Origin of the sequence: Streptomyces sp. NPDC091292, assembly GCF_044757265.1 — a bacterium.
In the GTDB taxonomy this organism is placed as follows: domain Bacteria; phylum Actinomycetota; class Actinomycetes; order Streptomycetales; family Streptomycetaceae; genus Streptomyces.
This window is the reverse complement of record NZ_JBIVUQ010000007.1, coordinates 114,928-140,339: the sequence shown is the minus strand read 5'-3', so window position 1 is coordinate 140,339 and position 25,412 is coordinate 114,928. Positions and strand designations below refer to the sequence as shown.

The window sequence follows — 25,412 nt, the reverse complement described above, 5'->3', positions numbered from 1 at the left end:
GAGCGCGTGACCTCTTTGTAGTGGAACCGATAGGTATGTCGTTCTCGTCTACCAGCAGGGTCGGCTTCTCACACAGGACACTGGTGCAGGCTTCGGACACCTGATTTCGGGTGGCATTCCGTGGGGACCCCGGTTCGATTCGGGTGGGAGCGGTGCGGTGCGGTCCAATGAAACGGTTCCGCGCGGGGCGGCTCACCGCGTTTGGCGTAGGCGTATGGAGGAGGCATCGGTGGCGGGCGAGTCCCCCGACAGGTCGAAGCAGCAGAGTTCGTCGGGAACCCCGGCCCCCGACCCGCGTATGGGGTTGGCCCGGGAGGCCGAGCCGGGGCGTCCGGCGCGTGTGGATCACGCGACGGCCGTGTTCGGTACGAAGGTCGTGCCGACGGGCTCAGCGGGGGAGACGCGGGGTGGGGGTGAATCGGTTGCGTCGCCGTCGTCGTCCGCGGCATCGTCCGCGTCGCCGGCTGCGGCTGCGGCTCCGGAAGGTGATGAGCGGTTGCGGGAGGCGGTGGCCGCTTGGGTGACCAGTGGGGTGGCCTCCGGCGGTGCGGACGGGGATGGGACTCGGGGTGGGTCTCGGACGGAGTCCGAGGCCTCTGAGGTGCCCGGTAAGGCCGATGTGCCGGGTTCGCGGGTGGAGGGCGAGGCTTCCGGGGCTGAGGAGGAGGCGGCAGAGGGTGATGCGTCCGCCGATGACGACGATGCCTCCGATGACGCCTCCGCCGGTGATGACGGTGACTCCGACGTGGTGCGGGACGAAGTTCCCGAGGGGGACGAGCCGGACGACGCGGTGACCGATGAGGTCGTGGACGACGACGCGGATGAATCCGGGCCCGTCGACCAGGCCACCGCCGTCTTCAAGGCGCCCGTCGTGCCTGACGGGGGCGATCAGGCGACCACCACGCTGAAGGTCGACGATCTTCGCAAGCGGGAATCCGACTCCGAGCGCACCAGCAAGTTCGTCGCGCTCAAGCCGCTGGACGAGAATGCCGGGGAGAGGACTCCGCCCGCCTGGGCCAAGAAGTCGCCGCCCGCCCCTCCGGCCGTACCGCCGCCCGGCCCGCCCGTACCGCCCGTTCCGCCCAAGGCCGAGGTCAAGCCCGACGCCGGCCCCGTGGCACCGTCGATCGAGCGGACCACCCAGCAGCCCCTTCCCCCCTTGCCCCCGCTCGACCTGCTCGCCGAGCTGACCAACACCCCGCCGCCCCCGCAGACGCCCCTGCGCACCACGCTGCGGCGGGTCAAGATCTGGACGCCGCTCGCCGTTCTCCTCCTCATCGTGTTCGCGGTCGCACAGTCCCTGCGCCCGCTGCCCCCGCCCACGCTGAGCCTGACAGCCGACCCGAGTTATTCGTTCGACGGTGCCAAGGTGTCCCTGCCCTGGCCGGGCGAGGGGCAGGGCTGGATGGACGCCAGCGGGGTCGGCACGATGGACCATTTCGGCAAGCAGCAGCCCGTACCGATCGGCTCGGTCGCCAAGGCCATGACGGCGTACGTGATCCTCAAGGAGCACCCCCTCAAGCGCGGCGCCGACGGTCCCCTGATCCCGGTGGACGCCACCGCCGAGAAGGAGGGCGGTTACGACGAGACCGGGGGCGAGTCGACGCTGAACACGGTCAAGGAGGGCGACGAGCTGTCCCAGAAGGACGCCCTGGCCGCCGTCATGATCCCGTCCGCGAACAACATCGCCCGGCTGCTCGCCCGCTGGGACTCCGGTTCCGAGGCCGAGTTCGTCCAGAAGATGAACGACACCGCCAAAGAACTCGGCATGGACAACACCACGTACACCGACCCGTCCGGGCTGAAGGAGACCACCGTCAGCACCGCCGAGGACCAGGTCAAACTCGGCAACGAGCTGGTGCGGATGCAGGCGCTCACCGACATCACCAAGCTGCCGAGCTGGACGGACCCCTCGGGCAAGGTCTGGTCGAACTACAACCGCCTCGTCCCGTACGACAACGCCATCGGCATCAAGACCGGCTCCACCACCAAGGCCGGCGGCAACCTCCTGTTCGCCGCCACCAAGCAGGCCGGCGGCGAGACCGTCGTGGTCGTCGGTGCCGTGCTCGGTCAGCACAAGCCGCCGATCATCGACACCGTCAACGCCGTCAGCAAGACCGCGATGCTCGCCGCCCAGGACGCCGTCAAGGCGAGCACGATCCTGAAGAAGGGTGATGTCGTCGGTCAGGTGGACGACGGGCTCGGCGGTCTCACCCCGGTCGTCGCCACGAAGGACGTCTCGGCCGTCGGCTGGGCCGGACTCACCGTCCAGCTCAAGCTCACCGACGGCGGCGAGGCGCTGCCGCACACGGCGAAGGCCGGTACCAAGGTCGGTGTCCTGACCGTCGGCGACGGCACCGGCGGCGCCGTCGAGGTGCCCGTGGCGCTCCAGAAGGACCTCGCCGAGCCGGGCTTCGGCGCCAAGCTCACCCGACTGGGCTGAGCCCTCGGCGCGACCGGCCGGCCGGCCCGCACCGGCCGGCCGGTCGCCCCCGCCTGACCCGTGCTAGCGTCGCGAAACCGGGGCCGGACACCGGGAGTTTCCGGGGAAGTCATCCCCAGGAGCCCCGGCCGACGACAACACGGGGAGAGACCGTACGTGGCCACGACGGAGCCGACGCGGGCCGACGACGCCGAGCCGGGTGAGCGAATATCCATGCCTGTGCAGCGCGACAACAGAAGCCGGGACGGCGACTCCGGCGACCCGGGCGACCCCCGCACCCCCGGCTCCCGCCTCGCCGCCCTCCGCGACGGCATCCGCCGCCACCCCGTCGCCGTCGCCACGCTCCTCGCCGGCGCCGCCCACCTGATCTGGTTCTTCACCTTCGCCAACAGCGGCGGCGACCTCGCCGCGCAGGACGCCTGGGCCGAGTTCGTCGGACGGCACCCGGACTCCGCGTACAACCTCGCCTGGTACGGCGGGATGCACCCCGTCTCGTACAGCGTCGTGTCCCCGTATCTGATGTCCGTGCTCGGGGTGCGGACCACGATGATGATCGCCGGGACCGTGTCGGCCGCGCTGCTCACCCTGCTGCTCGTCCGCAGCCGGGCCGTGCGCGAGCCCCTGTGGCCCGCGCTCGCGGGCGTCTTCGCGCTGCTGTGCAACGCCGCGTCCGGCCGCGTCACCTTCGGCCTCGGCATGCTCTTCGGGCTCGCCGCGACCGCGACCGTGTTCTGCTGGCCGTACCGCTGGCGCTACAAGCGCTGGGCCAAGGCCGCCACCGCCGCGCCCCTCGCCGGGCTCGCCACCGCCGCTTCACCGGTCGCCGGGCTCTTCGTCGGGCTCGTCGCCGTCGCGCTGTTCCTCCAGAAGCGCCGCCCCGGCGCGTACGCCCTCGGTATCGCGCCGACCCTCGTCGTCGTCCTGTCCGCGTGGCTGTTCCCGTTCTCCGGTACCCAGCCGATGGAGTTCCTGTCGGCGCTGCTGCCGATGGTGTTCGGGCTCCTCGTGCTGATCCTGGTGCCGAACGAGTGGGTGACGGTCCGGATCACGGCCGCCGTGTACACCCTCGCCGTGCTCCTCACCTGGCTCATCAGCTCGCAGATCGGCTCCAACATCACCCGCCTCGCGATGCTCTTCGGCGGCGTCGCGCTGCTCGCCGCCCTGCCGTTCGCGGTGCCGCGCACCGTCAAGTGGTACGCGGTCCTCATCGCCTTCACCGGCTTCACCGCGTGGATCGGGTTCAAGTCCGTCGACGACGTCGTCCATACGACGCCGACCGCGTCCTGGGCCCGGGAACTCGCGCCCCTCGTCAACCAGCTCCAGATCGCCGGCGCCGAGAAGGGCCGCGTCGAGGTCGTACCGGCCCGCAGCCACCGCGAGGCGTCCGCGCTCTCGCCGTACGTGAACCTCGCCCGGGGCTGGAACCGGCAGGCCGACATGGAGCGCAACCCGCTCTTCTACGACGACACCCTCAACTCCGCGAACTACCACGACTGGCTCCAGCGCTGGGCCGTGCACTACGTCGTCCTGCCGAAGGACGAGCCCGACGGGGACGGCGGGCAGCGGGAGCGGGAACTCGTGCAGCGCGGGCAGCCGTATCTGCGGCAGATCTGGGGCGACACCAACTGGCAGCTGTTCGCCGTCACGGACCCGACGCCGCTCGCCGAGCCGAACGCCGTGGTCGACCGGGCCGAGCAGGGCGAGTGGACGATCGAGGTGAAGCAGGCCGGGCGCATCCTGATCCGCATCCCGTACTCGCCGTGGCTCGGTCTCGTCGACGAACAGGGCAAGAGCGTGAAGCCGCCGCAGGAGACGGAGGCGTCCAAGACCCGGACCGAGGGGACGCCGAAGTCGTACGACAACGTCAGCGGCTGTCTGATCGAGACGCCGGAGGACTCCGAGGGCGACAAGTGGACGGAGCTGCTGGCGCCGGTCCCCGGGACGTACCGTCTCGCGTCGCCGTATCAGCTTCCCCGGGGGACCCCGTGCCCGGAAGAACTCCGGTAGGAGCCCCCGCTACGTTTCGCTACGTTTCCTCGCAGATGCCCGACAGGGCTTTCTTCGGTTGGTTCTGATCGGTCAGTTTCTGCAGCTGCTCCAGGAGGGAGTCCAGCTCCGCCGACGTCGTGGTCTCCACGTACGCCAGGACCGCCCGGTAGAAGGCGTCCCGAAGCTGTGGGGGCATGACGTCGGACGCGTCGAAGCAGAGGGTGCTGCCCCCGGCGGTGAGGAGCGACGCGATTTTCCCGCCGATCGGGTCGTCCGGGCGCGGGTCCTCCTTCGCCCCGGGGAACAGCGGTCGTACCGCCGGCTTCGCCTCCTGCTGCCAGAGCCCGCGGCCCTTCGCGCCCGAGAGCCGGTCCACGAGCTGCTGCGCGGCCGGGTTGTCGCTGAACACGGCCGCCATGTCCCCGGACACCTCGTACGCGTCGTCGTACCGGCTGTCCCCGTGCAGGAACGGGGCCGACGGCTCCACCCGTATGGCGTCGTCGTCCGCGTACACGTACCGGATGAACGCGTTCTGGTGCTCGTGCGTGCAGGCTCCGGTCCCGGGCCCGGAGTTCAGCAGGCCGCGCCCGTCCGCGCCCTCGTACGACGTCTGGAGGGAGCGCGCTATCTCGTCCGGCATGCGGCGCCCGAGCAGTGACGCCCAGGTCTCCCACGCGCGCCGCACCTCGGGGCTCTGCCAGGACAGGCCGCCCGTGGCCCACTTCTCGTACGCGGTCGGCCCCGCCTGGTGCAGCAGGATGTCCTCGATCCAGTCGGTGCCGGGCCACCCGGACGTCGCCTGCGAGGCGAGCCCCAGGCACCAGCGGACCGCGTCGCCGGACGCCGTGTTCCTGCTCCACACCAGACTCTTCACGTCGACCTTGAGCGGCACCCAGAATGTCTGGTTCCGGTTGTTGACGAGCAGCGTCGGCACCCACGGCGGGTACGCGCGCTCCGCGACCGCCGGTGCCAGGGGCCGCAGCTTGCCCTTGCGGGCGTACTCGGCCAGCTCGCCGACGCTGTTGAGGATCGCCACGTCCGGCGGGGCGTCGGCCTCCAGCTGCGCGACCAGCGTCTCGCGCAGCGACCGGGTGCCCTCGTAGGTGTACGTGTGCCCGGTGCCGTCGTCCAGTTTGCGCAGCGTCGCCTCGAACGCCTTGGCCTCCTCGCCGGTCCACGGCCCCAGGACGACGAGGGTGTCCCGGTCGGCAGGGCCCGAACACGCGGCGCCGGTCAGGGCGGTGAGCGCGAGCAGACAGGCGGCGAGTGCGGTGCGGAGCGCCACGCTGCGGGTCATCGGAGGAGTCATCGGCGGGGTCCTCATGTGGCGGCTCCGTGGCGGGTGACGGTCAGGTACTCGCGGCGGTAGCCGTGCAGCGCGCCCGCCGTGACGGCCGCCGTGACCAGTCCGGCGGGGAACACGAACGGTGTGAGCCACGCCAGGTCGGGGCCCGGTGTGCGGCCCGCCGCGAGCCGCCGGTCGATCACGCCGGTGAGCCGGGCGACGGACTGCCGGTGCGGGGCCTGGAACGGATGGTTCTCGGTCTCCGTCTCCTTCGCGGCCGACGTCTTGTCGGTCAGCTCCCGCGCCGTCGACTGGACGGCGTGCTGGGCGCGCTGGGCGAGGATCCCGTCGGCGGTGAGGAACGGGATCACCACCAGCGGCACCGCGGCCACCACCAGCGGCAGACTCAGCCTGATCCGGAAGCGGCGCCTGAGGAAGCCGAGCGTGTGCCAGAGGCCGTAGCCGAACAGCGCGAACCCCACCGCCGACACGGCGCCCGCCGTGAGGACCCGTGGCCCCCACGCGGCGCGCTCGGTGAGCCGCCCCCGCAACTGGTCCTCCAGCGCCGAGATCCGGTCCACGACGGTCGTCGCCTGGGACGCGGCGGGCTTGGCGGTGGGTTTGCCGGCGGGCTCGGCGGCGGGCGCGGGGGAGTACAACATGCCCTGGGCGTAGGAGAGTTCGGCCAGCCGGAGCACCGGGTTGGCCACATGGGCCTGGGCGCGGCTGATCCAGCCGCTGTAGTCGGTGAGCAGACCGGACACCACCTGGAGTTCCTGCCGCTGCGACACGGTGAGCGCACCGCTCTGCGCGACCTGGCCGAGGTCCTGGCTCGCCCGGCTGAGGCGGGTGCGGTACCGCTCGCTGAGCCCGCCCAGCTCGACGGCCTGCTCGGTGCCGAGGCTCTTCACCGCCTCCTCCTGCGCGATCCGCAGCGACACCTTGGCGTCCGCGAGGTCCGCGAGCGCGGGCGCGAGCTGGTCCCGTACGTAGGCGCTGTCGCCGCGCAGCTCCGCGTACCCCCAGGCGAACGCGGTGAACGACACCACGCCGAGCAGGGGCAGCGCGATCAGCCGGTCCCGCAGATACGCGCGGTTCCGGTTCCCTTTCGACCTCGGCCACAGGTAGCGGCCGACGCGGCGGACCACGGCGTCCGTGACGGCCCCCGCCGCGACCACCGCCCGGCGTATCCGGTCCGCCGTCTCCCTCATGACCCGTCCCGCCCCGGCAGGACCGTCTCACTGAGGTGCACCCGGGCCGCCTCGATGTCGAACCGGGGGATCTCCGGGCGCAGTTCCACCTCACCCCTGGTCGCGTCCAGCACCCTGACCAGGCGCAGCAGATGCTCCTGCATACCGGTGTCCCGGGTCCGCAGCGCCAGCGTCCACGCCTCACCGAAGTGCCGTTCGGCGGCGTCGGTCCCGCCGGCCCGCAGCGCCCGGCAGCCGTCCTCGAAGACCACCCGCAGCCGCTCCTCGTGCCGGTAGTGCGCGACCCTCGGATGCAGCCTGCTGTAGAGGTCGGCGTGCGAGGACCAGCACAGGAACACGGCGGCGGGCTCCGGCAGCCGCACCGGCCACGCCCCTTCGCCGTCCGCCGACTCCACGGTGACCGCCGTGAGCAGCAGCCGCCGGTCCTCCTGGTCCGGCAGGTACGGCGCGCTGAGGCAGAGCAGATAGTCCCGGGTCTCCTCGCGCCACGCCCCCGTCGCGTACTCCTCGACCGGGCCCCCGGCGCCCGCCTCGACCGCCGACCTGTCCACCGTGGCCGGCTCCAGCGGCATCCGGGTGGGGTGCACCTGCTCGAAGGAGTGCACGGTCACGCCCTTGCGGTGCGCGAGCCGCAGCCGCAGCCCCCGTACGTCCCGGGCCACCGCCTCCTCCGTCAGCCTCGCCAGCTCGCCGGGCAGCCGCGCCAGATCGCCCACCGCCCGCGCCCGGCCGCCGAGTCCCTCGGTGATCAGCCGGAGTTCCGCCGTCTCCCAGGCGTCCCCGATCCCGACGACATCGCAGGTGAACTGTCCCCGGCACGCCTCGACGCGGGCCGTCAGCTCCTCCCGCGACTCGTACCCGGGCTCGTTCCTGCCGTCCGTCAGGAGCAGCGCGTGGCACACGTACCGGTCGCGCTCCCCGGCCGGTACGCCGTCGCGCAGGAGCCGCGCCGCCAGCTCCAGCCAGGTCCCCATCGCCGTACCGCCGCCCGGGGTGCGGGCCGCCAGCGCCTCCGCCGCCTCGCGCCGCGTCGCCGGGCCCGCCACCGCCAGGTCCTCGCGTACGGGGTAGATCACGCCTGCCCGGTCCCGGCCCGCGACCAGCGCGAACAGGGTGCCGTCCGGGATGCGGTCCAGGGCGGCGAGCGCGGCGGCGCGGGCGGCGCCCAGGCGGCTCGGCGGGGACACCATCGACGACGAGTGGTCGACGAGCAGGATCTCTGCGCGGGGCGGCGCCTCGGCCCTGGCGCCGGTGGTCGGGGGCTTGTGGACGGAGACGGTCAGGACCGCGTACATCCGGGCCCGTTCGGCGGCTTCGGTCCCCGTCTCGGGGTGGGCGGCGGAGCCGGTCGGGGCGGGCAGCTCCATGACCTGGCTGACCTCCAGACCGACCACGACACCGGCAGCTACGGTTCCTTGCGGGTCCGTTCCGCCGGTGCCGGTGTTGCTACCGGGACCACCGACCGCAGCCACTTCCGCGTTCTCTCGGTTCTCTTGCCGAGCCATGTCCTGTCATCCCTGTGGTGTCGGAAGCCGGGTGGCCTGACCTCGTACGCGCGGTCCAGGAGCCGTTCGGCGAGGCCGTCCGCATAGACGGCGTCGGAGCGGGCGGCCTGATGGGCCAGGCCCTGGTAGAAGCGCGCGAGCGAGGTGCGGAGGTCGTTCTCGTTGTCGGGGAAGCCGAGCCGTTCGTCGGCGCCCGCCGCGAGCGCCGCCAGACCGGCGGCGTCGAGCCTGCGGTCCGCGAGCAGGGCGTGCGCGGTCTCCCACACGTCCGCCTTCATCCGCAGCCGCGCCTGCTCGTCGGTGAGCCCGTGCTCGTGGAACAGCCGCGCCAGCCGGCCCAGGACCACGCCCAGTTCGGCCGCGTCGCGGGTGTGGTCGACGCCGATGCGGACGGCGGCGGTACGGGCGGCCGTGCGGTGCCGTGAGTACCGGGGCACCGCGTGCAGCGCCTTGATCGCCTGTTCCCGGGATCCGGCGCCGCCCTGCTGGAGCCGGGCGCGCGCCGTACCGAAGGCGGCGCCGCCCAGGGACGGGTTCCGCAGCCGGACCGCCTCGTAGAAGGTGAGCGCCGCGTCCCAGTCGGCCAGTTGCTCGGCGCAGTAGCCGAGCGCCAGCTTCGGGGCGTACTCGCCGGGGATCGCCGCGTACACCCGGTCGAAGTGGCCGTGGGCCACGCGGACCTCGCCCCCCGCGAGCGCGAGCAGGCCGCGGTGCCAGTCGATACGCCAGTCGTAGCGCACCAGCTTCGGGCCCAGCGCGTTCTCCGCGCGCCGCAGTTCACCCTCCGCCGCGGCCAGGTCGGGGGACCGGGCCGCGTACTCCTCGTACCCGGGCGCCGCCCGGACCGCGACGCGCAGCCGCAGCCGGCAGCGCAGCAGCAGGACCTCCGGTGTGGCGGGCCAGCGGTCCACGTGCTGGAGCAGCGCGGCCGGGTCGTCGTCGGCGAGCCGGTGGATCTCGGCGTAGTGCGCGTCGTGCGGGTCGGGCTGGGGGACCGGGAGGCGCTGGGCGACGTCGGCGGGGGTCGGCGCCGGATAGAGGGGGACGGGGGTGCCGGGGGGCGGCCCCGGCGGGGCGCCGGTCCGGGGCGGTGCCGGGGTGGGGGTGGCGTCGGCGGCCCAGCGGGAGAGCGGGGGTGCGGCGCCGAGTTCGCCGTCGAGTGCGTACGGCGACTGATGGAACAGCGGCGACGGCTCGAAGGTCTCCTGTCCCGTCCGCAGCGACCGTAACTCCCGGAAGACGCCGCGTAGTTGCTGCTGCATCTCCTCGGCGGTCGCGAAGCGTTCGGCGCGTTCGTCGCGGGTCGCGCGGTGCAGGACCCGGGCCAGGGACACCGGGCCGAGGCCGGTGAGGGGGGCCACCGAGATGCGGCCGGGGGTTGCGGTACGGGAGCCGGTTCCTGTTCCTTGCGTGCGGCGGGCGCCGACCCGGTCCAGGGCGCTGAGTCTCGCCAGCTCCGTGCGGTCCTTGCCGAGCCCGCACAGCCTGCGCAGCGTCTCGCCGAGGCTGAACAGGTCGTCCTGGCCGGTGGATTCGCCGCGCGGACCGATGGTCGGCGCACGGAACCCGTGGGTGGTCGCCCCCGGCGCCCCCTGCTTGCGGACGCTCCCCACGTCGATGAACTTGGTCGAGGTGCCGTCGTGCATCAGGTTGTTCGGCTTCAGATCCCCGTACACCTTGCCCTGGGCGTGCAGATGGCCGAGCCCGGCGAGCACCCGGACCCCGTACGCGAGGACGAACTCGTGGTAGCGGGCGCGGCCGAAGTCGGCCGGGGCGGCCTGGGCGCGCTTCCCGATCTCGTCGAGGGTCAGCCCGTCCACGTACTGGAGCACCAGGAAGTCGCCGACCCCCTCGTGGTGCCCGTAGTTGAACACCCGGATGATGTCGTCGTGGTGCAGGTCGACGAGGGCCCGCCGCTCGCTGACCAGGTTGCTCAGGGTGTTCGCTTCGGTGTCGGCGCGCAGGAACTTGATGGCGACCTCGCGGTGGTCGACCTTCGTGTCACGGGCGAGGTAGACGTGGCCCATTCCGCCGTAGCCGAGCTGGCTGACGACGCGGTACTGCCCCGCGAGCAGCCGGTCCGGCGGCAGCCGCAGCGCGCTCAGCGTCTCGTCGGGTGCCGCGCCCCGGTCGGCGGCCCTGTTCTCCAGGGCGACATCCGGCAGCACGGTCGGGTCGGCGTCCTCGGGCGGCAGGGTGACACGGGCGGGGCGGGGCGGGCGGCGACTGAGGGAGCCGGTGGGCCGGGACGCGGGGTCTGTGGCCCCGGGGCCGATGAACTCGCGGCCACCACCGTCGTCAGCCAGGTCGAGCGCTGCCCGGTCCAGGGTCGTCGGATCCAGCGCGCCGGTACATCCGTGCCCACTCCGCGTCCCACCCCCACCCCCGTCCTCGCCGCTCACCGTGACCGTCGAGTGCCGCAGCGACTCCGTGTCGACCGCCTCACCGGTCGCCATGCAGTGCCCCTGCACCACGACCCCCGGGCACCCGGGCTCCTGACACCTCATCGGGGCTCCTCCTCGCCGAACTTCGCCCTCAGCTCGCGCGCCACCCGCCCGTACTCCGCCACGCCCCGCTCGGCCTCCGACAACGGCACCGGATCGCCCATCAGCAGCCGCTCCGCCGTGGTGTGCGCGGTCACCGCGCGGGGGTGCTCCGCGAGCCCGTGCCGCGTGAGCCGGTCGACGTAGGCGCCGAGCAGGTGGCGCAGCCGTAAGTGCTCCCGCAGGGTGTCCCGGAAGGCCCGGTGCGCCCGTTCGGCGCGCAGCACATAGGTCCGTACGGCCTGTTCGGCGCGGCCGAGCCGTTCAAGGAGCGCCGGTACCGGCCGTCCGGCCGCGTCGTCCATCGCCGCGTGCTGTGCCACGTCGTGGTGAAGTTGGACCAGCCACACCTGCGTACGCGGCGCGTACTCCACCGGCCGGACCTGTCCCGAGACGTGCCGCTCCACGCGCCGGTACACGCGTGCCATCCGGCGCTCCGCCGCCGCCAGCTCGCCGACGTGCCCCTCGATCCGCTCCAGCCAGCGCTCCGCCCGGTCGTCCGGCAGCAGATACGGGAGCATCTGCGCGAACTCGCCGCCGCTCCCCGTCAGCACGAGCAGCAGCCGCGTCCCGCGCTCCGTCAGCGCCTTCAGCACCCGGGCCGCCACGGCCGGTTCCGTACGGGAGCGGTCGGCCCCGATGACCGCGACGGCGGGCCGCGTACTCTCGCCGGTCGCCGCCGAGAATGTCAGCGTCTGGTCGAGCGCGGTGAGCGCCACCCCGACCGGGCCCGGGTCCTGCGGCAGGTCGAGTGCGGCGTCCGTCGCGTCGATGAGCAGCGTGATGCTGCCGAGCCGTGGCGCGATGCCCGCCCGTGCGAGGTAGGGGGCGCCTGGCTGGTCCGGCGGACCCGGTGCCCGCTCCCGGTCGGCCATGGTGAGGACCAGGTCGAGCGCGCGCCGCTCCCGGGCGTCGTCCGCGTCGAGGAACAGCACCTCCGTGTCCCACGCGCCGGGCTCCGCGTGCAGCCAGTCGACCACGGTGCGCTGGAGCCCGTGCGGCCTGGCGACCCGCGCCTCGTCGGGGCCGACGCTGTGCGCGCCGGGGATCACGCTGGGCCCGGTCACGTACGGCCGTACGCCCGGCAGGTACCGCGCGAGGGTCGCCGTCGGCACGAACAGCCCCCGGCGGCCCCGCTCGCCCGACTCCACGACGATTCCGAGGACCCGGTCGGTGCCCTCCTGGAGGACGGCGGCGCCGCTGAACCCCGACACGACCAGGTGCTCGGGGCGGCCCGGCGCGAACTCGACCCGCTCGTCCCCGTGCCCGGCGGCGCCCCGGCACACCCCGCTGATCCACCGCCCGCCCGAGTCCCGCACCGGGAACCCGTCCACCACGACCGGTAACCCGCTGGGATCGCCGCGCCACAGGGTGATCGGTGACGGTTCCGGCGCGGGGGCGTCGAGCGCCAGCAGCGCCAGATCGCCCCGCGAGGTGCCGAACGGGGGCAGCCAGTGCCCCTCGACGACGGTCGCCGTACGCGTCGGGGGGTCCGTCAGACCGGCCACCGACGGGAAGTCGACCCGTACGCGAGCGGGCCGCCGCCCGGTCACCGGATCCTGGACGACATGCGCGCAGGTGAGGACGAGATCACCCCCGAGCAGCACCCCGGTACCCAGCACGGCGCCCGGCGCATCCCCGGCCCGCTGACCGTCGTGCTCCCGGGTGGCGCGGCGCAGCCGCACCCGCCAACCCGACTCTCCCACCCGGGTGTTGGCCCGCTCGCCCGTGTCCGCGGTATCCCCCGTCATGGTTTCCCAGGGTAGGCGCAGCGGGGGGAGATGGGTCCGAAGCTGCACAAGGGGAGCCGGAATCGCCGGGGGTTCAGCCGCCGTCGGCCACCGGAAAGGCGATGTCGCACACCTCGTCGCCGGGCCCCGCCGCGTCCCAGTCCGCGAAGTACACCTCCCGGCACGGCCCCACGACCCGCAGCCCCTGCCGCGCGACCCACTCCTCGACGGCCTCGAAGGCGCTCACGATCTGCGGATACGCGACATGCGCCTTGGTGATACGGGTGTACGCGAGCCGGCCCGCGGGCTCAAGGCGCAGCCCGGTCTCCCACGCGGCCCTGCCCTGCCCGTCGACCCACGCCCGCGCCGCCCCGGGATCGCCGACCGGTACGCAGGACTCGACGGGCCCGTCGCTCTCCTCGGTGACCTCCGCGTGGTAGACGACGAACGGCGCACCTGTCGCACCCCCGCACTCCGCCGCGGCCCGCTCCAGGCGCCCGAGCGACCCCCCGATCCACTCCGGCAGCCCGTCCGCCAGCGTGTACCGCGACTGCGAGAGCACCCACCGCTCCGGCACGTCGACCAGATCGACGCCGAACGCCTCGTACCCCTCGGAACTCCGCCCGGACAGGCGCCCCCTGAGATGGTCCGCGAGGGTCCGCTGCCCGGCGATCCGCTCCTCGACCTCGGCCCAGTACGCGGCGACGCTCCGCGCCGCGGCCTCACCGTCGCGTTCGGCGGCCTCGACGACCTCGGCGATCCGCGCGAGGGGCATGTCGATACGGCGCAACAGGGCGACCGTACGAGCCCGTTCGACCTGGTCGTCACGGTAGTAGCGGTAGCCGCTCGACGCGTCGACATGGGCGGGCGTGAGCAGGCCGAGCCGGTCGTAGAGCCGCAGCGCCTTGGGGGAGAGCCGGGTACGGGCGCTGAAGTCGCCGATGCCGAGCACTTACCCGGCGGCCGGGCCGGACGCCACGACCTTCTCCACCGCGGCGACGATCTCCGGCGACTCCGGCTCGGTCTGCGGCGCGAACCGCCCCACGACCCGGCCGTCCTGGTCGATCAGGAACTTCTCGAAGTTCCAGCGGATGTCGCCGCTGTGCCCCTCGGCGTCCGCGAACCCGACGAGCCGCCGGTACAGCTCGTGCCGCCCGTCCCCGTTGACCTCGACCTTCTCGGTCATCGGAAAGGTCACCCCGTAGGTCGCCGAACAGAACGCGGCGATCTCCTCGGCGCTCCCCGGCTCCTGCCCCATGAACTGATTACAGGGCACCCCGAGCACGGTGAACCCCCGCCCCCCGAACCGCCCCTGCAACCGCTCAAGCCCCTCATACTGAGGAGTAAGCCCACACCGAGAAGCGACATTCACCACCAAAAGGGCCTTCCCCAGATACTGCCCAAGCCCGGCAGTCCCCCCTTGCAAGGCCCCGATCTCCACCCCGAGAACGCCGCCACTGTCCTGTCCTGCCTCGAAATCACCCATGGGTCGGATGGTAGACGCCACGACGCGATGGGGGAGGCGGTGGTTCCCGGCCGCGTTCAGTGGCGGCCGGGAACTTTGAGGGGTGGGACCGTCATCGGGAGAAGTCGGCGTTTCCCATACCGGGGACTCCGGCCGCGCCGAGCCGTTCGAACCGTTCCTGCACATTCGCCGCGAACACCCGCTGCTCCGAACCGGCGTACGGCTGCCCTGTGATGTCCATCGCCACGGTCAGGACGCCGCTGATCGGCGCCCCCGGCGAGGTCCGTACCGGTGTGCACAGGAAGCTGAAGTCCTGCGGCGCCGGTGAGTCGTACGTGGTGATCGACGCCCGGGGGAGCGTCGCGGCCTGGCCGGAGTGGAAGGCGTCGTCCATCGCGTTGAAGACGCCGACCGCTTCGAGTCCGGGCAGGACATGCCGCCCGGGGCTGAACTGGGGGATCATCCCGAAGGCCGCGCCCTGCTTGCCGTTGGCGTACCGGAGCAGATGGTTCGGGCCCTCGGTGAGCATGATGGGGAAGGGCGCGCCGTCGAACACGGCGAAGAGTTCCTGCTGCTGGGCCAGCAGGCTGTCGCGCAGCCTGAAGTCCGACAGAAGGGTCTCCGTCAGCTCCTGCATGCCCTCCTTGAGTTTGCGGTCCCAGGTCCGCGGCACCATGTCGGCCACACAGACCGTGCCGAGGATCATGCCCGTGTTGTCGCGCAGCGGGGTCCCGAGGTAGGAGCGGACACCCATGTCGTTCACCAGGGGGTTGCCCCGGAACCGCGGGTAGTCGAAGACGTCGTCCAGGGCGAGTTGGGAACCCTGGGCCACGACGTGCGGACAGAAGCCGTAGTCGCTCGGTGCTTCACGTGCGATTTCGCTCAGGTCGAAGACGACACCGCCGCCGTCGGTGTTGGGTCGGTCGTCGGGCGAGGCGGACGGGATGTACATACCGCGGAACATCTGCCGCTCGTCATTGATGAAGTTGACCATGGCCAGAGGTGATTGGGTGAAGCTGGCCGCCAGCCGGGCTACGCGGTCGAACGTGGCCTCGGCCTCAACGCTGTTGAGGCCGAGAACTTGCAGTCGAAGCCTCCGCTGCTCGCCCGCGCGCCGGGCCTGATCGGGTGTCAGGGGATCCATAAAAACAGATGAAATCAGAATCTGGGACGTGTCGATCGCCACACTGGAATCATTTCGGTATCGGATGGCTCACCCGTACCGCCCCCGCGAGCCCCCAAGAGCCCTACGGCCCAACGGGCGCCTGGGCAGGGGCGACAGACGCCGAATCAGAGAGTCTGTCCAAATTTTTCAGTGTTTCAACCTCGGCCGATCACTTCCCGCCATTCCCGGAAGCGGAACGAACCGAATCGATGTCGCGTACGACAATCGTGCGGTGGGCTTGATTTGGGCGTTGGCGTGCGCGATCCGGCACGACCTCGGACCTCGAACCCGGACTCGGACACCTGTCCGATTCCGGGTTCCGGTGTTCGGGGCCGGAGGCCGGCTCCGGCATGCCCGCGTCGAGGGGTCCCTGGGCGGAGCAGCGGTGGTATGTGCACGGGTTGCCCCTGGCACTGGCCGCGCCTCGGGTGACGGAGGCACATTCCGTTCGGTGAGATCTCCGCGCGTCGACCACCCCGCCTTACGGACCCCGACCCGCGCCGCACGCCGCCCGCGCACCGCACCGCCGGGCCCGCGGTACTCGCCAAGGCCCCAGCGGCCCCGGCGTGTTCCCGCCGGTCGGTGAGGCGCCCGTAGCCCCTGCCGTGTCCCCCACCACGATGATGCGAACCCACGATGATGCGAACTCGTCCGCCCGGAACCGGGAGGCTCTCAGCGGCATTGCGGCGTGTCCGCCCGTCCGGAAGCCTTCCACTCCGCTGCCCACCGAAGTGCCGCGGAGCAAGTGAACTGCGCCATCGCACAGGGACATCGGCGAAGCATCGAAGGAGAGTTGTGATGAACAGGTCGGACGTGGACGCACGGTCGGTGGCAGTGATCGGCATGGCATGCCGGCTGCCCGGCGCGTCGGGGACCGACGAGCTGTGGGACATGCTGCGCGACGGCGTGGACGCCACCAGCGAGACACCACCTGAACGCTACGACGCGGAGGCGCTGCACGCCGAACGCAAGGGGCCCGGCACCCGCCCGACCCCCGGCAAGATCGCCTCCCGCCGCGCCGGATACCTCCAGGACGCGGCCGATTTCGACGCCGAGTTCTTCGGCATGTCCGCGACCGAGGCCACCGAACTCGACCCGCAGCAGCGCCTCCTGCTGATGACGGCATGGGAGGCCCTGGAGGACGCGGGCCGCCGCCCCGAAGAGCTGGCGGGCACCCGCACCGCCGTGTACGTCGGCAACGCCCGCGCCGACTACCTGGAGATCCGCTTCCGCGAGGGCCTCGACACCGTCACGCCCTCGCAGTTCAACAACTTCCGCTCCCTGCTGCCCGCCCGGCTCTCCCACGTCTTCGACCTCCGCGGCCCGAGCGTCCTCATCGACACGGCCTGTTCGTCGTCGCTGGTCGCCGTGCACAACGCGGTGCAGAGCCTGCGCGCCAGAGAGAGCCCCCTCGCGATAGCCGCCGGGGTGAACCTCACCCTCCGGCCCGACGAGGGCGTCATGATGTCGCAGGCCGGCGGCCTGGCGGCGGACGGCCGCAGCAAGTTCGGCGACGCGGACGCCGACGGCCACGCCCCCAGCGACGCGGTCGGCGTCGTCGTCCTCAAGCGCCTCGCCGACGCCCTCGCCGACGGCGACCGCATCCGCGCCGTCATCCAGGGCAGCGCGATCGGCAACGACGGCCGCACCAGCGACTCCGTGCTCAACCCCTCCCTCGACGGCCAGATCGAGGTGCTGCGCTGGGCCTACGAGGACGCCGGGGTCAGCCCGGCCGACGTCGACTTCGTCGAGGCGCACGGCGCCGGATCCCCCGCGCTCGACCCGCTGGAGATCACCGCGCTCGGCGAAGTGCTCGGTGAGGGGCGCCCCTTCGACCGGCCGCTGCTCGTCGGATCCGTCAAGACCAACATCGGGCACGCGGAGGCCGCGGGTGGCATGGCCGGGCTGATCAAGGCCGTCCTCTGCCTCGAACACGGCCAGGTCCCGCCCAGCCTCCACCACAACACCCCGCACCCCAAAGTCGCGTGGAACAAGCTGCCGCTGGAGATCCCCGGCAAGCTCCAGGACCTGCCCGAGCGCGGCCGGCCCGCCCTCGCGGGCATCTCCGGGCAGGGCTCGTCCGCCCTCAACGCCCATGTGGTGATCCGCCAGGCCGACGGCGCCGGGTTCCCCGCGGGGTCCGCCGCCGCGTCGGACGGTACGCCGTATCTGCTCGCGCTGTCCGCCCGTACCCCCGAAGCCCTCGCCGCACTGGCCCGGTCGTACACCACCCACCTGCGCCCCGGCGGCGCGGGCACCGCGCACGCGCTGCGGGACATCTGCTTCAGCGCGCTGACCCGCCGCCAGCACCACACGCACCGGATGGCCGTCGCGGGGGCCAGCCACGAGGAGATCGTGTGGGCGCTGCACGGCGGCGCCCCCTCCGCGCGCGCCGCCGCGAAGCCGGAGCTGACCGCCGCCATCGAGCGCTACCGCTCCGGCGGCGACCTCTCCTGGACCGGCCTCTTCGGCCCGCCGGGACAGTACGTCCCGCTGCCCGGCTACCCCTGGCAGACCCAGCGGTACTGGCACGGCGAGCAACGCGACGACGGCGACGACGGCGGTGACCTGCTCGCACAGGTGCTGCGCGAGCATGCCCGTACGCCCTACCACGACGACTCGCTGCTCAACGACATCGGCATCGACTCGCTCGCCCGGCTCCGGCTCATCGTGGAGCTGACCAACACCACCGGGCAGGAGATCGACCCGGAGGAGATCGGCGGGCTGCGCACGGTCGGCGAGCTGGGCCGCTGGATCCACACCCTCCAGGCCCGTACCCCCGAGGCAGCCGCGTCATGAGCGAGCCCCTGACCGTGTACGGGTGGTTCGCCCGCTCGGCCGACGCCTTCGCGCACGACTGCACCGCCCTGGAGGTCGAGGGCGAGCAGCTCACGTACGCCGAACTCCGCGACCTCGCCGAGCGGCTGGCCGCCCGGCTGCTCACCGCCGCCCAGGGAGCCGCCGGGGGTGAGCGGCCCCGGCGGATCGGGCTGCTCGTGGGCCGTACGGTCACCGCGTACGCCGGATACCTCGCGATCCTGCGGACCGGCGCCGCCGTCGTCCCCCTCAACCCGGAACATCCGGCGGCCCGTACCGCCCAGATCGCCGGGGCGGCCGGGCTCGGCCTGGTCCTCGCGGACGCGACGGGAGCGGAGGCCGCGGACGGTCTCGGCGTCCCCGTACTCGTCGTCGACGGCCCGGAGCTGAAAGCCGTGGCGGCCGATCCGGCGCCCCGGCTCGTGCATGCCGAGGCCGGACCGGACGACGAGGCGTACCTCATCTTCACCTCCGGGTCGACCGGCACCCCCAAGGGCGTACCGGTCCTGCACCGCAACCTCACCTCCTACCTCGGGCAGATGGCGGGCCGCTACGACATCGGACCCGGCAGCCGGCTCTCGCAGACCTTCGAGCTGACCTTCGACGGCTCGGTGCACGACCTGTTCGTCACCTGGGCGTCCGGCGGCACCCTCGTCGTCCCGCAGCGCGGCCAGCTCCTCTCACCGGTCAAGACGGTCAACGCGCTGCGGCTCACCCACTGGTTCTCGGTGCCGTCGCTGATCACCTTCGCGTCCCGCCTCGGCACCCTGAAGCCCGGCAGCATGCCCACCCTGAGGTGGAGCATCTTCGGCGGCGAACCCCTCACCCTCGCCCTGGCCCGCGAGTGGCGCACCGCCGCACCCGAATCCGCCCTGGAGGTCCTGTACGGGCCGACCGAACTGACCATCTCCTGCACCGCGTACCGCCTGCCGTCCGACCCGGACACCTGGCCGGCCACACCCAACGGCACCGCGCCGATCGGCACCGGCTACCCGACGCTCGACCTCGTCCTGCTCGACGAGGACGGCCGCCCGGCCGACAGCGGCGAGCTGTGCGTCCGGGGGCCGCAGCGCTTCCCCGGCTATCTCGACCCGGCCAACGACGCACGGGCGTTCCTCCCGCCGGAGGGGTTCGAGGGGTACGCGGCGGTCGCGGACGCCGCGGACCAGGCCGAACCGCCCCTCACAGAACCGCCCGTCACCGACTCACCGCTCACCGACCAGCACTGGTACCGCACCGGCGACCGCGTGGCCATGCGCGACGGCCACCTCGTCCACCTCGGCCGGACCGACAGCCAGGTCAAGATCCGCGGCCACCGCATCGAACTCGGCGAGATCGAGGCCGCCCTGAGACAGGCGCCGGGGGTACGGGACGCCGTCGTCCTCGCCGTACCCGCCGCCGACGGCGAACTGGAGCTTCAGGCCGTGGTCGGCGGCACCGAAAGGTCCGCCGACGAACTGTTCGCCGCGCTCGGCGGCCGGCTGCCCCCGTACATGCTTCCGCGCCGGATCGTGACCCTCGATGAGCTGCCGCTCAACGCGAACGGCAAGATCGACAGGCACGCGCTGCTCACCGAACTCGGGCGGAGCCGCTGATGGCCCCTGCCTGACACGCTCGTCCGAGTCACCGGTCCGCATCGCTGATGTCCACGGTCTGAGAGGTCCCACATGTTCGACGCCATCGTGGTGGGGGCGCGCTGCGCCGGTGCCCCCACCGCCCTGCTGCTCGCCCGCGCGGGATACCGGGTACTCCTGCTCGACCGGGCCGAGTTCCCCTCCGACACCCTCTCCACCCACCTCGTCCACCAGCCGGGCATCGCCGCGCTCGCCCGCTGGGGCCTGCTCGACGCCGTCCACGCCTCGGGCTGCCCGCCGCTCGACCGCGCCGTCTACGAGGTCGCCGACATCCGCCTCGAAGGGTGCGCGCGCGGTGTCGGGGGCCAGCGCGCCGGATACGCGCCCCGGCGCCACGTCCTGGACCAGATCCTGGTCGAGGCCGCCGTCGCCGCCGGTGCCGTCCTGCGCACCCGCTCGTCGGTGACCCGGCTGCTGCGCGACGACACCGGACGGGTCACCGGCGTCGAGGGCCGGCGCCGCGGCCGGTCCTTCACCGAGCGCGCCCCGCTCGTGATCGGCGCCGACGGCATGCGCTCCACCGTCGCCCGCCTCGCGCAGGCGCCGTTCACCGTCGAGGACCAGCGCCTGACCTGCGCGTACTACACCTACTGGGACGAGGTGCCCGCGGCGCTCGAACTCTATGAGAGACCGGGCAGTTGGGTCGCCGCCGTCCCCACCAACGACGCGGCGACCCTGGTACTCGCCTACTTCCCGCAGTCCCGCTTCGAAGAGGTCCGCACCGACGCCCGCCGCGCCTACCTGGCGCAGATCCGCGACACCGCGCCCGCCCTCCACGAACGGCTCCAGGGGCGGCGCCCCGTCGAGCGGCTGCGCGGCACCGGCGATCAGCAGAACTTCTTCCGGCAGGCCGCGGGCCCCGGCTGGGCCCTCGTCGGCGACGCCGGACACCACAAGGACTCCATCACCGCACGCGGCATCAGCGACGCCTTCCTCCAGGCGGAAACCCTCGTACGGCACATCGGCGACGGCCTCGACGGCGACCCCCGGCAACTGGACGAAGCGCTCGGAAAGTACGCCGCCGACCGGGACGCCGCCTTGACACCCGGCTATGAGTCCACCCTCGCCGTCGCCCAGCTCGCCGACCCCAACGAACAGCGCCTGTCCCTGCTCCGGGCGGTGCAGACGGACGCCGATCTCACCGCGATCTACTTCGACATGGTGGCCGGGATCTCGACCGCCAGCGCCCTCTACACCCCCCGTCTGCTGGCCCTTCTCTGACCGGAGGCCGCCGTCCAGCCCCAAGATCCCCCGGGTGCCGTTCCTATGACAGGATGCAAAACGGACCCGGGGGTTCGGCCTGTGGGCCCCGGGGTGAGAGCCGTCAACGGGTGCTGACGATGCGGCAGTGACCCTGATACGGTTCGCACAGCGCCGACCTGCGATGACGGTCAGTCAACTCACCGCGCGCGGGGGAAAGTTGGGCATTCCGCACCATCCCCTACCGCCACCAGTTATTTGCTGCCGTACGAGGATTCAGATGCCAGGCTCCCGCGACCGGCGGACAACTCAGCGGACGACTCAACGGTCCGCCTCCCGCCGATCTCTCCGGTTCTCGTTCGCCCTGCCGTTCGTCGTTCCCGCACTCCTGCTCACCGGACTGTGGGGCTATACGGCGGCCGGACTGCTGGACGAGCAGAGCCGGTTGCGCGCCGACATGGAACGCGCGTCATCGGCGGGACGGCCCGCCGAGGCCGTCATGTCCCGCCTCCAGGACGAGCGGCGCCTTACCGCCGCCTGGCAGGCCGCCCGCAGCGACTCCACACGCACCGCGCTCGACAACGCCCGCGAGGCGACCGATACCGCCGTCGAGGAGTTCGACCGGACCTCACCCGCAGGGCTGGACACCACGACGCTCAAGAGCCGCGCACGGGCTCTGGGCGATGCCCTGGACACCCTGTCCGAGCGCCGCGACGCGGTCGACAAGCGCACCCTGTCGGCCACCGAGACCTTCGACTGGTTCACGGAGACCGTCGCCCACGGCCAGGCGCTGCTCACCACGGCGACCCGTACCGACGACGGAACGCTCTCCCGGACCGCGTTCGCCGCGACCTCGCTGGCCCAGCTCACGGAGATGTTCTCGCGCGAGGACGCCGTACTCGCCGGGGCCCTGCCGGCCGACAAGCTCGAACCGGCCGCCCGCGCCCGCTTCGGCCAGTACGTCGCCGTGCAGCGTGACGTCCGCGCGACCCTGGACGCCCGGGGCCTGCCCGCGGGCCGGGCCGCCGCGTTCGACCGGGTCACCGGCGGCGCCGAGTGGTCGGCGGTCGCGGCGATCGAGGACGCCGTGGCGACCGGCGGCGGCAACGGCCTGCCGGGCGATGCCAAGGACTGGCCGGAAGCCGCCGCATCCGTCGTGGACGATCTGCGCGGCGTCGGCGCCGGCTCGCTCGACGACCTCACCGGCAGCGGCTCCGACCGCGCCAACACCCTGCTCATCGGCCTGATCCTGAGCACGGTCGTCACGGTCCTCTTCCTGGTCGGCGGCGCGATCCTCGCGCTGCGCCTCCAGCGCTCGGTGCTCGGGCGGCTCGCCACGCTGCACCGCAAGACGGAGGAGCTGGGCACCGACAAGCTGCCGCAACTGCTCGCCCGCCTGGAGCGCGGCGAACGCGTCGAACCGACCGTCATGCCGGCCGAACGGCCCGGCGACGGCGACGAGATGGAGCGCATCGACGCCGCCGTCGACCAGCTCGGCCGCGTCGTCCAGGACGCCGTCGTCCACCAGTCCCGGGGCCGCGAAGGCACCGAGAAGGTGTTCGCGCAGCTCATCCGGCGCACCCAGATCCTCATCCACCGCCTCATCTCGCTCCTGGACGACCTGGAGCGCAAGCATGAGGACTCCGACCTGCTGAAGGACATCTTCAAGGTCGACCACCTCGCCACCCGCGTACGGCGCCACTCGGAGAACCTGGTGATCCTCAGCGGTTCGCCGCCGAGCCGCCGGATGACCCAGCCGGTGCCCATCACCGACGTGATGCGCAGCGCCGTCGCGGAGACCGAGCAGTACACCCGCGTCAAGGTGAAGAACCTGCCCGTGGACCGGCAGCTGTCCCTCACCGGGCGTGCCGTCGCCGACGTCACGCACCTGGTCGCCGAACTCATCGAGAACGGCACCAGCTTCTCGCCGCCCGACACCCAGGTGTACGTCAGCGCGACCCGGGTGGCCAAGGGTCTCGCCCTGCACGTCGAGGACCACGGCCTCGGCATGCCGGAGGACATGCGGGCGCGCGCCAACCATCTCCTCGCGCACCCGCCCAAGCTCGACATGGTGACCCTGGGCGAGGACCCGCGCCTCGGCCACTTCGTCGTCGCCCGCCTCGCGGACCGCCACCAGATCAAGGTGGAGCTGCGCGAGTCCGTGTACGGCGGCACCCTCGCCATCGTGCTGCTTCCGCAGGCACTTCTGGAGGAGCACGAGTCCCCGGTGCTCGACCAGTTGAGGTCGGCGGCGGCGAACGCGAACCGGGCGATCGGCACGGCGGACGACTTCGACGGCATCAGCGCGTCGGGCGTCACGAGTGTCACGTCGGGCGGCGGCGGTGTCCTGGCGGGCGCCCTGGTGGGTGCCGACTCCCTCGTCGGTGCCGACGCCCTCGCGGGCGCGGGCATCGCGGGCGGCGCCGGCCTCACCGGTGGCACCACGCATGTGAAGCTCCCCGACCACAGCGGCTTCCCCGAGTACGGAGGTGCGGGTCTGTTGCCGGCTGCATCAGGACACACGGCGGCTCCGGCACCCGTGCCGGAGGAGTGGACGCCCGGCGGAGGGCATCCCGGCGGAGGGCATCCCGTATCCCGGGAACACCCCGCTCCGCACGCGTACCCCGCCCCCGACGGCGGGACCACGCACACGTATCCCGGCCCGGACTCCGGGCAGGCCCGCCCCGACGCGGGGCGCGGGCGCGCGGTTCCCGGCCACGGTTCCGGCCAGGGCGACGACGCCCCCCAGCCGCTCACGACCCCACGGGTGCTGCCTCAGCGGACCCGGGGAGCCAGCCTCGCGCAGCAACTGCGCAAGGAGGCGGCGGAAGCACCACCGGTACGGCAGGACAGCGACGGCGACACCGGACTCTCCCCCGATCTGTCGGCCCGCGCGATGACCGCCATCCAGCAGGGACTGCAGCGCGCCCGGATCTCCGAGGTCGACGACTCGACCGGTACGGACGGTCGGACGGAGTCGCGCGGCCCCGGCGCCAACTAACTGTGAGGGAACAATCAGCAATGACTGAGCAGGTACAACCCGCTGCCCAGCTGGACTGGCTCCTGGACGGACTGGTGGACCGGATCCCCGAGATCCGCTGTGCCGTCGTCCTGTCCGGGGACGGCCTCCTCATCGGCAAGTCGAAAGAGCTGGGGCGCGACGACGCGGAGCACCTGTCCGCGGTCGGCTCCGGCATGCACAGCCTCGCCCGGGGCGCCGCGCGGCACTTCAGGGGCGGCGAGGTGCAGCAGACCGTGATCCAGATGGAGAAGGCGTTCCTCTTCGTCACCGCCGCGGGGCGGGGAGCGCGGCTCGCCGCGATCGCGTCCGAGGAGGTCGACGTCGGGATGATGGCGTTCGAGATGGGCACGCTGGTGAAGCAGGTCGGCAAGTACCTCAGCGCCGCGCCCCGCGTGCAGACACCCACCGGGGGTCACTTCCCGGATGCCTGACCCCCGGTGGACCGACGACGACGGTGAGCAGGCCGGACGCCATGTCCGGCCGTACGCCATCACCGGCGGCCGTACCCGCCACAGTCAGCACAGCTTCACGCTGATCACGCTGGTCGTCTCCCTGTCACCCGACGAGATCGACCACGAGCCCTTACAACCCGAGTCGGCTCTCATCCTGGAGCTGTGCCGGGACCGTGCGGTGGCGGTCGCCGAGATCGCCGCGCACCTCGATCTGCCGGTCAGCGTGGTGAAGGTGCTCTGCGGTGACCTGCTGCACGCCTCGCTGATCCTCGTCACCGCGCCGCCCTCACAGATGGACAGACCGAGCGTGGAACTCATCGAAAGGGTGATGGATGGTATCCGTCAGCTCTGAGCCGATTTTGCCCACCGCGTTGAAGATCCTCATCGCGGGCGGGTTCGGCGTGGGCAAGACCACCATGGTGGGGGCGGTGAGCGAGGTCCCCCCGCTGGAGACCGAGGAACGCATCACCGAGGTGAGCCGCGGCATAGACGACCTCGCCGGGATCGAGGGCAAGTCCTCGACGACGGTCGCCATGGACTTCGGCCGCATCACCATCTCGCCGGAGCTGGTGCTCTATCTCTTCGGAACGCCCGGTCAGGACCGCTTCTGGTTCATGTGGGACGACCTGGCGCTCGGCGCGCTGGGCGCGATCGTCCTCGCGGACACCCGCCGGCTCGACGCGTCGTTCGCGTCGGTGGACTTCTTCGAGGCCCGCGAAATCCCCTTCGCCGTGGGCGTCAACTGCTTCGACGGCCGCCGGGAGTGCACCAGCCAGCAGGTACGCGAGGCCCTGGCCCTCGACCCGTCGACCCCGGTCATCCTGTGCGACGTCCGCGACCGCGCCTCCAGCAAGGCGGTACTCCTCGCAGTCCTGGAGGCGGCCCGAGCCCAGGCATCGGCACGGATGGCGATGGCGGGGCATCCGTACTGACGGCGCTGGGCGGGCACGG

General features: G+C 72.4%; 17 protein-coding genes. 9 read left to right on the top strand and 8 right to left on the bottom strand.

The features are described 5' to 3' along the window. Positions 1-601: 601 nt before the first annotated feature. Together ACIQNU_RS20915 and ACIQNU_RS20910 are read left to right on the top strand one after the other, a co-directional pair. Positions 602-2,443, top strand: a complete 1,842-nt coding sequence (locus tag ACIQNU_RS20915) for a D-alanyl-D-alanine carboxypeptidase (protein ID WP_401368365.1) — start codon at positions 602-604, stop codon at positions 2,441-2,443. 156 nt (positions 2,444-2,599) lie between these two features. Then, a complete protein-coding gene (locus ACIQNU_RS20910; protein ID WP_401368362.1) occupies positions 2,600-4,450 on the top strand; it encodes an MFS transporter in 1,851 nt (616 codons plus the stop codon). A 19-nt stretch (positions 4,451-4,469) separates the two neighbouring features. Here ACIQNU_RS20910 and ACIQNU_RS20905 read toward each other — a convergent pair whose 3' ends face one another. The 8 genes from ACIQNU_RS20905 to ACIQNU_RS20870 all read right to left on the bottom strand — a co-directional run bounded on the left by ACIQNU_RS20905 (position 4,470) and on the right by ACIQNU_RS20870 (position 15,315). Then, entirely contained in the window at positions 4,470-5,741 is a 1,272-nt protein-coding gene (locus tag ACIQNU_RS20905; protein ID WP_401368359.1) for an extracellular solute-binding protein, read from the bottom strand. 11 nt (positions 5,742-5,752) lie between these two features. Further along, positions 5,753-6,928 (bottom strand): hypothetical protein, encoded by a 1,176-nt coding sequence (locus tag ACIQNU_RS20900; RefSeq protein ID WP_401368357.1) that lies wholly within the window; start codon positions 6,926-6,928, stop codon positions 5,753-5,755. Next, positions 6,925-8,322 (bottom strand): VWA domain-containing protein, encoded by a 1,398-nt coding sequence (locus ACIQNU_RS20895; RefSeq protein WP_401368354.1) that lies wholly within the window; start codon positions 8,320-8,322, stop codon positions 6,925-6,927. Before ACIQNU_RS20895 ends, ACIQNU_RS20900 begins: the two co-directional genes overlap by 4 nt. A gap of 11 nt (positions 8,323-8,333) precedes the next feature. Continuing rightward, positions 8,334-10,889 carry a tetratricopeptide repeat protein gene (locus tag ACIQNU_RS20890; RefSeq protein WP_401368352.1) on the bottom strand — a complete coding sequence of 852 codons (2,556 nt, stop codon included), beginning with the start codon at positions 10,887-10,889 and terminating at the stop codon, positions 8,334-8,336. Positions 10,890-10,936: 47 nt separating this feature from the next. Next, the gene (locus ACIQNU_RS20885) at positions 10,937-12,727 is read right to left on the bottom strand and encodes a trypsin-like peptidase domain-containing protein (protein WP_401368350.1); all 1,791 of its coding nucleotides are present in this window, start codon (positions 12,725-12,727) and stop codon (positions 10,937-10,939) included. 73 nt (positions 12,728-12,800) lie between these two features. Beyond that, positions 12,801-13,658 (bottom strand): MerR family transcriptional regulator, encoded by an 858-nt coding sequence (locus ACIQNU_RS20880; RefSeq protein WP_401368347.1) that lies wholly within the window; start codon positions 13,656-13,658, stop codon positions 12,801-12,803. Then, positions 13,659-14,192, bottom strand: coding sequence for a glutathione peroxidase (locus ACIQNU_RS20875; RefSeq protein ID WP_401368344.1), 534 nt, complete (start codon positions 14,190-14,192; stop codon positions 13,659-13,661). It abuts the gene before it with no gap. Between the two features lie 91 nt (positions 14,193-14,283). Further along, positions 14,284-15,315 (bottom strand): GAF domain-containing protein, encoded by a 1,032-nt coding sequence (locus ACIQNU_RS20870; protein WP_401368342.1) that lies wholly within the window; start codon positions 15,313-15,315, stop codon positions 14,284-14,286. 819 nt (positions 15,316-16,134) lie between these two features. Between ACIQNU_RS20870 and ACIQNU_RS20865 the strand changes: the two genes are divergently transcribed. From ACIQNU_RS20865 to ACIQNU_RS20835, 7 genes are all read left to right on the top strand, one after another. Continuing rightward, positions 16,135-18,135 (top strand): beta-ketoacyl synthase N-terminal-like domain-containing protein, encoded by a 2,001-nt coding sequence (locus ACIQNU_RS20865; protein WP_401368339.1) that lies wholly within the window; start codon positions 16,135-16,137, stop codon positions 18,133-18,135. Beyond that, the gene (locus ACIQNU_RS20860) at positions 18,132-19,748 is read left to right on the top strand and encodes an amino acid adenylation domain-containing protein (protein WP_401368336.1); all 1,617 of its coding nucleotides are present in this window, start codon (positions 18,132-18,134) and stop codon (positions 19,746-19,748) included. Before ACIQNU_RS20865 ends, ACIQNU_RS20860 begins: the two co-directional genes overlap by 4 nt. Before the next feature lie 72 nt (positions 19,749-19,820). Next, positions 19,821-21,008 (top strand): FAD-dependent oxidoreductase, encoded by a 1,188-nt coding sequence (locus ACIQNU_RS20855; RefSeq protein ID WP_401368334.1) that lies wholly within the window; start codon positions 19,821-19,823, stop codon positions 21,006-21,008. A 259-nt stretch (positions 21,009-21,267) separates the two neighbouring features. Further along, on the top strand, positions 21,268-23,988 hold the full coding sequence (locus ACIQNU_RS20850; RefSeq protein ID WP_401368331.1) for a nitrate- and nitrite sensing domain-containing protein: 2,721 nt from the start codon (positions 21,268-21,270) through the stop codon (positions 23,986-23,988). A 20-nt stretch (positions 23,989-24,008) separates the two neighbouring features. Then, positions 24,009-24,440, top strand: a complete 432-nt coding sequence (locus ACIQNU_RS20845) for a roadblock/LC7 domain-containing protein (RefSeq protein WP_401368329.1) — start codon at positions 24,009-24,011, stop codon at positions 24,438-24,440. Next, positions 24,433-24,813 carry a DUF742 domain-containing protein gene (locus ACIQNU_RS20840; RefSeq protein ID WP_401368326.1) on the top strand — a complete coding sequence of 127 codons (381 nt, stop codon included), beginning with the start codon at positions 24,433-24,435 and terminating at the stop codon, positions 24,811-24,813. Before ACIQNU_RS20845 ends, ACIQNU_RS20840 begins: the two co-directional genes overlap by 8 nt. After that, positions 24,794-25,393 (top strand): GTP-binding protein, encoded by a 600-nt coding sequence (locus ACIQNU_RS20835; protein ID WP_401368324.1) that lies wholly within the window; start codon positions 24,794-24,796, stop codon positions 25,391-25,393. Before ACIQNU_RS20840 ends, ACIQNU_RS20835 begins: the two co-directional genes overlap by 20 nt. Positions 25,394-25,412: the final 19 nt, after the last annotated feature.

Coding starts and splice junctions, on each gene's coding strand:
- ACIQNU_RS20840 (WP_401368326.1), top strand. CDS start 24,433: ATGCCTGACCCCCGGTGGACCGACGACGACGGTGAGCAGGCCGGACGC.
- ACIQNU_RS20900 (WP_401368357.1), bottom strand. CDS start 6,928: ATGAGGGAGACGGCGGACCGGATACGCCGGGCGGTGGTCGCGGCGGGG.
- ACIQNU_RS20865 (WP_401368339.1), top strand. CDS start 16,135: ATGAACAGGTCGGACGTGGACGCACGGTCGGTGGCAGTGATCGGCATG.
- ACIQNU_RS20855 (WP_401368334.1), top strand. CDS start 19,821: ATGTTCGACGCCATCGTGGTGGGGGCGCGCTGCGCCGGTGCCCCCACC.
- ACIQNU_RS20870 (WP_401368342.1), bottom strand. CDS start 15,315: ATGGATCCCCTGACACCCGATCAGGCCCGGCGCGCGGGCGAGCAGCGG.
- ACIQNU_RS20890 (WP_401368352.1), bottom strand. CDS start 10,889: ATGGCGACCGGTGAGGCGGTCGACACGGAGTCGCTGCGGCACTCGACG.
- ACIQNU_RS20860 (WP_401368336.1), top strand. CDS start 18,132: ATGAGCGAGCCCCTGACCGTGTACGGGTGGTTCGCCCGCTCGGCCGAC.
- ACIQNU_RS20905 (WP_401368359.1), bottom strand. CDS start 5,741: ATGACTCCTCCGATGACCCGCAGCGTGGCGCTCCGCACCGCACTCGCC.
- ACIQNU_RS20850 (WP_401368331.1), top strand. CDS start 21,268: ATGCCAGGCTCCCGCGACCGGCGGACAACTCAGCGGACGACTCAACGG.
- ACIQNU_RS20845 (WP_401368329.1), top strand. CDS start 24,009: ATGACTGAGCAGGTACAACCCGCTGCCCAGCTGGACTGGCTCCTGGAC.
- ACIQNU_RS20885 (WP_401368350.1), bottom strand. CDS start 12,727: ATGACGGGGGATACCGCGGACACGGGCGAGCGGGCCAACACCCGGGTG.
- ACIQNU_RS20835 (WP_401368324.1), top strand. CDS start 24,794: ATGGTATCCGTCAGCTCTGAGCCGATTTTGCCCACCGCGTTGAAGATC.
- ACIQNU_RS20875 (WP_401368344.1), bottom strand. CDS start 14,192: ATGGGTGATTTCGAGGCAGGACAGGACAGTGGCGGCGTTCTCGGGGTG.